This window comes from Bathymodiolus azoricus thioautotrophic gill symbiont (genome assembly GCF_001298715.1).
GTDB lineage: Bacteria > Pseudomonadota > Gammaproteobacteria > PS1 > Pseudothioglobaceae > Thiodubiliella.
The window spans coordinates 1-4,985 of sequence record NZ_CDSC02000169.1 but is presented as its reverse complement, the minus strand read 5'-3'; the positions used below and the strand labels follow the sequence as shown (position 1 = coordinate 4,985).

Annotated in this window: 7 protein-coding genes; all 7 read left to right on the top strand. The window is 38.3% G+C overall.

What is annotated here, in order from left to right:
• The first annotated feature begins 161 nt into the window (after positions 1–161).
• The gene (rpsF, locus tag BAZSYMA_RS09875) at positions 162–512 is read left to right on the top strand and encodes a 30S ribosomal protein S6 (RefSeq protein WP_139683209.1); all 351 of its coding nucleotides are present in this window, start codon (positions 162–164) and stop codon (positions 510–512) included.
• Between the two features lie 9 nt (positions 513–521).
• Positions 522–776, top strand: a complete 255-nt coding sequence (gene rpsR / locus BAZSYMA_RS09870; RefSeq protein ID WP_195910077.1) for a 30S ribosomal protein S18 — start codon at positions 522–524, stop codon at positions 774–776.
• A gap of 9 nt (positions 777–785) precedes the next feature.
• Positions 786–1,241: a 50S ribosomal protein L9 gene (rplI, locus tag BAZSYMA_RS03370; RefSeq protein WP_090715638.1), complete on the top strand. Its 456-nt coding sequence runs from the start codon at positions 786–788 to the stop codon at positions 1,239–1,241.
• Between the two features lie 167 nt (positions 1,242–1,408).
• On the top strand, positions 1,409–2,857 hold the full coding sequence (dnaB, locus tag BAZSYMA_RS03365; RefSeq protein ID WP_090715635.1) for a replicative DNA helicase: 1,449 nt from the start codon (positions 1,409–1,411) through the stop codon (positions 2,855–2,857).
• A 15-nt stretch (positions 2,858–2,872) separates the two neighbouring features.
• Positions 2,873–3,922 carry an alanine racemase gene (gene alr, locus BAZSYMA_RS03360; protein WP_195910076.1) on the top strand — a complete coding sequence of 350 codons (1,050 nt, stop codon included), beginning with the start codon at positions 2,873–2,875 and terminating at the stop codon, positions 3,920–3,922.
• 3 nt (positions 3,923–3,925) lie between these two features.
• On the top strand, positions 3,926–4,630 hold the full coding sequence (locus BAZSYMA_RS03355) for a metallophosphoesterase family protein (RefSeq protein WP_090715631.1): 705 nt from the start codon (positions 3,926–3,928) through the stop codon (positions 4,628–4,630).
• Between the two features lie 77 nt (positions 4,631–4,707).
• A partial coding sequence (locus BAZSYMA_RS03350; protein ID WP_195910075.1) for a DUF1249 domain-containing protein occupies positions 4,708–4,985 on the top strand: 278 nt, incomplete at its 3' end.

Below are 4,985 nucleotides of genomic sequence, written 5' to 3'. Positions count from 1 at the left end.
ACCAGTTGGGGTTTGTGTGTTTTTTTGATTTCTATTTTTGGATTAGGGAGAACACTCTTAATCTAAAAATGCAAAACAGTGTATAATGCGCTTTCCCTTGCTTGACTGGGTACCAACTTGGCAAGCTATTTTTTTAATATAACCATAAGGAGAAAACACTCATGAGACACTATGAGATTACACTAATTGTACATCCTGATCAATCAACACAAGTTGAAACGATGATGGGCAAATACAAAGAGATTATTACTGCCGATGGCGGTAAAATTCACCGTGAAGAAGACTGGGGTCGTAAACACCTTGCTTATCCAATCAACAAAATTTATAAGGCGCATTACTTAATGTTAAATATTGAGTGTGACCAAGAGACACTTGATAAATTAAATTACAACTTCCGTTTTAACGATGCTATTTTAAGGAATTTAATCATTTCCAAGAAAGGCGCAATCACTGAGGCTTCAGTAATGATGAATGCCAAAGACTCAGACGAAAAAAAGAAAGATAGGAGATAGGAGAGTATTATGGCTAAGCAACAAAAGAGAAAACGCAGACCTCAAATTAAAATCAACACTTTTTGTCGTTTCACAGCAGCAGGTGTTAAAGAAATCGACTATAAAGATGTAGATGTTTTGTTAAAGAACATTGACGAAGGTGGCAAAATTACCCCATCAAGAATGACGGGCACAAGCGCCAAATTCCAGCGTCAATTAACCACTTCAATCAAGCGTGCTAGGTTCCTAGCATTGATTCCTTACACTGACAAGCATAAAAAATAGGAGTTAATCATGCAAGTAATTTTATTAGAAACAATTGGTAAGATGGGTGGTTTAGGTGATGTCGCTAATGTTAAAGCGGGTTATGCACGCAACTTCTTAATTCCACAAGGCAAGGTGAAGCCAGCAACAGCAGCTAACCTAGCAGAGTTTGAAACCATAAAGGCCGATTTAGAGGCAAAAGAAGTAGCTGCAATCAAAGCAGCGCAATCAAAAGCAGATGCAATGGCTGGTACGGTTTGTTCACTTAAAGCGAATGCAAGTGAAGAAGGTAAGCTATTTGGTTCTGTTACCACAGCAGACATTAAAGCAAGTTTGGCACAAGCAGGTCATGAAGTTGAAAAATGTGATATTAACTTACCCGAAGCAATTCATCATGTTGGTGAGTATGATATTAGTATCACTTTACACACTAGTATCACTGTTGACATCAAGGTGGTGGTTGAGGCCTCTGAAGAAGTGCAATAAAGAACAACAAATCAAATGTTAAAAAAACCCTCTTTGCGAGGGTTTTTTATTGTCTACTTGTTTTGATTGGGTTTTTGATGAAACATTATGGGGGCGCTAACAATAAATTAAGTTAAAATTAAGTCCTTGTCTTGCAAGGTTTTTACTGCTTATTTTTTACAATCATTATGGATATTGAAAACATTAATATACCGCCAAATTCAATTGAATCAGAGCAATCTGTGCTCGGTGGCTTACTATTGCATAACGAAGCATGGGACCAAGTAGCCGATGCTATCAACAAAGATGATTTTTATACTGCCTCACACCGACTTATCTTTGAAGCAATTAAACTACTGTTAGAACACGCAGAGCCTGCAGATATTCTAACGGTTAAAGAACGATTAAAAAAAACAGGTGATGAAGAAGCTGTGGGTGGCTTTGCCTATTTGGCACAAATTGCTGAGAATACACCCAGTGTTACAAACATTCAAACCTATGCCAAACATGTACGTGAGTTGTCTGTTTATCGACGATTGATTCAAGCTAGCCACACAATTGCCGACAAAGCCTACAACCCAAAAGACATTGAACTGCAAGAATTAATTGATTTGTCTGAAAGAGAAATATTTGATATTGCAGAGCATATCAATCGTGGCAAACAAGATGTTATTAATGTTAAAGATATGACTAAGGATGTGGCTAATTTAGCGCATGAATGGGCAGAAAGTAAGGGTGGATTAACAGGGCTAGAAACTGGTTTCACGAAATTAGACAAAAAAACTTCAGGCTTGCAAAAAGGTGATTTAATCATTATTGCAGGTCGCCCTTCTATGGGTAAAACAGCCCTTGCAATGAATATTGTCGGTAATGTGGCTATTGAACAAAGTAAACCCGTATTGGTATTTTCTCTAGAGATGCCGACTGAAGCATTAATACTTAGAATGATTTCTTCATTTGGACATATTGATAGCAAAAAAATTCGTGCAGGTGAGATGACAGAAACTGATTGGAATAGTTTTAGTCATGCTATTAGTGCAATGGATAAAAACGATATTTTAATTGACGAAACACCTTCTATTACCCCAACAGAAATTCGTGCAAAATCCCGTCGCATTAAAAGACAATACCCTGAGTTAGCACTGATTATGGTGGATTACTTGCAGTTGATGACGGTACACGGAAAGAGTGAAAACCGAGTGCAGGAAATATCAGAAATCTCTCGCTCCCTTAAAGCGCTGGCTAAAGAAATTGGTGTACCTGTGATTGCCTTATCACAACTTAATCGTGGTGTTGAATCACGCCCCAAGCCAAATAAAGGTCGGATGCCACAAATGTCAGATTTGCGCGAATCAGGCTCGATTGAGCAGGATGCTGATATCATTGCTTTCGTTTATCGAGACGAGCAATATCATGATGAAAATTATTCCAATCCAGAAGAAGTTGGCAAGGCAGACCTGCAAATCGCCAAGCATCGTAATGGCGAAACTGGTGGCATTAAACTTGCATGGATTGGTCAATACACTCGTTTTGAAGATTTGGCACCTGATTCTATGGCGCAGTACACACCTGATGATGCGATGATCGATGCGGCCTACGCCAACAGCGAAGCCAATTTCGACGCAGAAGAATTCTAATTCTCTTGAATTAATATGCGTGGCGTGGCAACAATCTCTCAATCTGCATTATTGTATAACTTATCCGTTGTCAAAAAGTATGCGCCACAAGCAAAGGTCGTGGCAATGGTGAAAGCCAATGCTTATGGTCATCAACTAGATTTGGTTACACCACTACTTGAAAACGCCGATATTTTAGCGATAAGCGAAATAAAAGAAGCGCAAAAACTCAGACGAATAAGCGACAAACCTATTTTATTATTATCAGGCGTTCACTCTAGTGAAGAGTTACAACAAGCGATAAATTTGAATTGCCATTGTATGGTGCATCATAGCTCACAAATCACGCTCATTAATAACACAACACAAACATTAAACATTTGGTTGAAGATTGACACAGGCATGCATAGACTTGGTCTATCAAGTGATGAGTACCAGCAATGTTTGTCCAGTTTTAAGTCTAATCCACTGATTAATATCAAATGTGTCATGAGTCACTTTGCTTGTGCAGATGAACAAAATCATCCAATGAATCAAGCACAGCTTAAGACATTCAACACATTAACAGACAATAAAAATAATCGCTCTATGGCAAATTCTGCTGCGATTTTATCACTACCAGAATCGATTTTTGATGTGGTGCGCCCTGGCATTATGTTGTATGGTGCTTTGCCTTTTAAGGATAATCGTTTTACACTTAAGCCTGTTATGCAACTATCAGCGCCTATTATCTCCATCAAAACATTACAAACAGGTGATTGTGTTGGTTATGGTGCAAGTTGGACAGCTAATAAACAAACCACTATAGCAATAATTGCCATTGGTTATGGTGATGGCTATCCTAGGCATGCAACAAACACCACGCCTGTATTGATTAATGGCGCATTGCATCTATTGGTAGGTCGCGTATCAATGGATATGATAGCCGTAGATATCGGTAGCGCAAAAGTAGCCATTGGTGATAAGGCAATTTTGTGGGGGGATAAAAAACTGCGGGTTGAAACCGTGGCACATCATAGTGGCACTATTGGTTATGAACTATTAACAGGTGTTAGCGCTCGAGTAAGCTTTGTTAGTGGCAAATAAAAAATGAAACATTTTATCCAAATCAGCGATTGTCATATTGATGATAACGCCCAGACCATGGAAGTTGACAGCCATATAAACTTAGCAAAAGTTGTTGATAAAATCGTTACCCTACAAAGTGATGCATTGCTAATTAGTGGTGATTTGACACACAATGGCACGCCTCACTCTTACAAAAAGTTAAAAGAAATTCTCACACCTATTGAAACTGATATTTTTGTCATTGCTGGAAATCATGATGACTCAAATAATCTTGCTAGTGAGTTTGGCGCTTGTTTATTTGATTGTATTACACTGGGCGCTTGGGATATTATTAACATTGACTCGGTACAACTAGGTAAAACCAGTGGCTTTGTCACAAAAAATACACTCACAACACTAGATAAACAACTGCAACATTCCAATGCAAAATATAATCTTATTGTCTTACACCACCCTATCGTGCCGATGAATAGTGCGTGGGATGACGCCTTATCTTTGGAAAATCCACAGGACTTATTTGCCGTGTTAGACAAACACCCTAAAATACAAGCAGTGCTGTTTGGTCACGCACACGAGTCGGCAGAATTTGATAAAAATGGTTTAAAAATTATCGCCTGTCCATCAACTGCCACGCAGTTTAATGACGAACGACGCATTGGCTTTAATTATTACACCCTTTTTGATGACGGTCGCTTAGACTATGAAACACAATGGATAAATTCTTAAAACCTTTATACACACAACGTAGTCCTAAGACTTACAGGGAAGTCTCAAGGTTGTTCGAATCAAACTACCAAAAGATTTTGAACCTCATTCCCACGCTCAAAGATATTACACATAATAGTGTGATATGTCATGACAATGAGCAAGATTTGTATTTATTTGTTGAAGATAAAACACCTTACACTGCCATCTTTATACTCACACACAAACTCGGCTCGCTAAATCGTCCTGATATTAAATTTAAGGTGTATTTTGATGCCGAACTCTTAGAAGTATTATCAGTTTGTAATGAAGCCACACTGAACAGTACACATCCATATCTTGCACAATGCAATGATATGAATATACAATGGGAACT

Excerpts from the sequence above, each read along its gene's own strand:
- rpsF (WP_139683209.1), top strand. The coding sequence starts at position 162 with ATGAGACACTATGAGATTACACTAATTGTACATCCTGATCAATCAACA.
- rpsR (WP_195910077.1), top strand. The coding sequence starts at position 522 with ATGGCTAAGCAACAAAAGAGAAAACGCAGACCTCAAATTAAAATCAAC.
- rplI (WP_090715638.1), top strand. The coding sequence starts at position 786 with ATGCAAGTAATTTTATTAGAAACAATTGGTAAGATGGGTGGTTTAGGT.
- dnaB (WP_090715635.1), top strand. The coding sequence starts at position 1,409 with ATGGATATTGAAAACATTAATATACCGCCAAATTCAATTGAATCAGAG.
- alr (WP_195910076.1), top strand. The coding sequence starts at position 2,873 with ATGCGTGGCGTGGCAACAATCTCTCAATCTGCATTATTGTATAACTTA.
- BAZSYMA_RS03355 (WP_090715631.1), top strand. The coding sequence starts at position 3,926 with ATGAAACATTTTATCCAAATCAGCGATTGTCATATTGATGATAACGCC.